General features: G+C 53.3%; 1 protein-coding gene. It reads left to right on the top strand.

Annotation, left to right across the window (positions count from 1 at the left end):
• Window positions 1-261: hypothetical protein (locus tag AC0L3O_RS35605; protein WP_473618182.1), on the top strand; the 261-nt coding region annotated here is incomplete at both ends.

Here is a 261-nt window from a genome sequence, read left to right as displayed (position 1 = left end):
CTCTGGGACCACCGAACAACGAATACCGCAAGGACGTGCAGAAAGAGTTCAAAGCCGGCAGTTATGCACGCTCTTACAACTACCTTCCCAGTTACCCCGCTGAAATATACATCAATTCTGCCTGGCTGACATATCTTACGGTCACCAAAAACGGGTTCGATACCGCGTCCGCACAGGAGAAGTCTCGTTTCTTGGTCAACACCGCAATCGTACTAGGCCACGAGATGGCGCACGTTGGCGGATGGCTGAGCGGTGTACCAG

The organism is Mesorhizobium sp. WSM4810 (assembly GCF_055811235.1).
The sequence above is the reverse complement of the archived record's forward strand: the minus strand, read 5'-3'. Positions and strand labels throughout refer to the sequence as shown.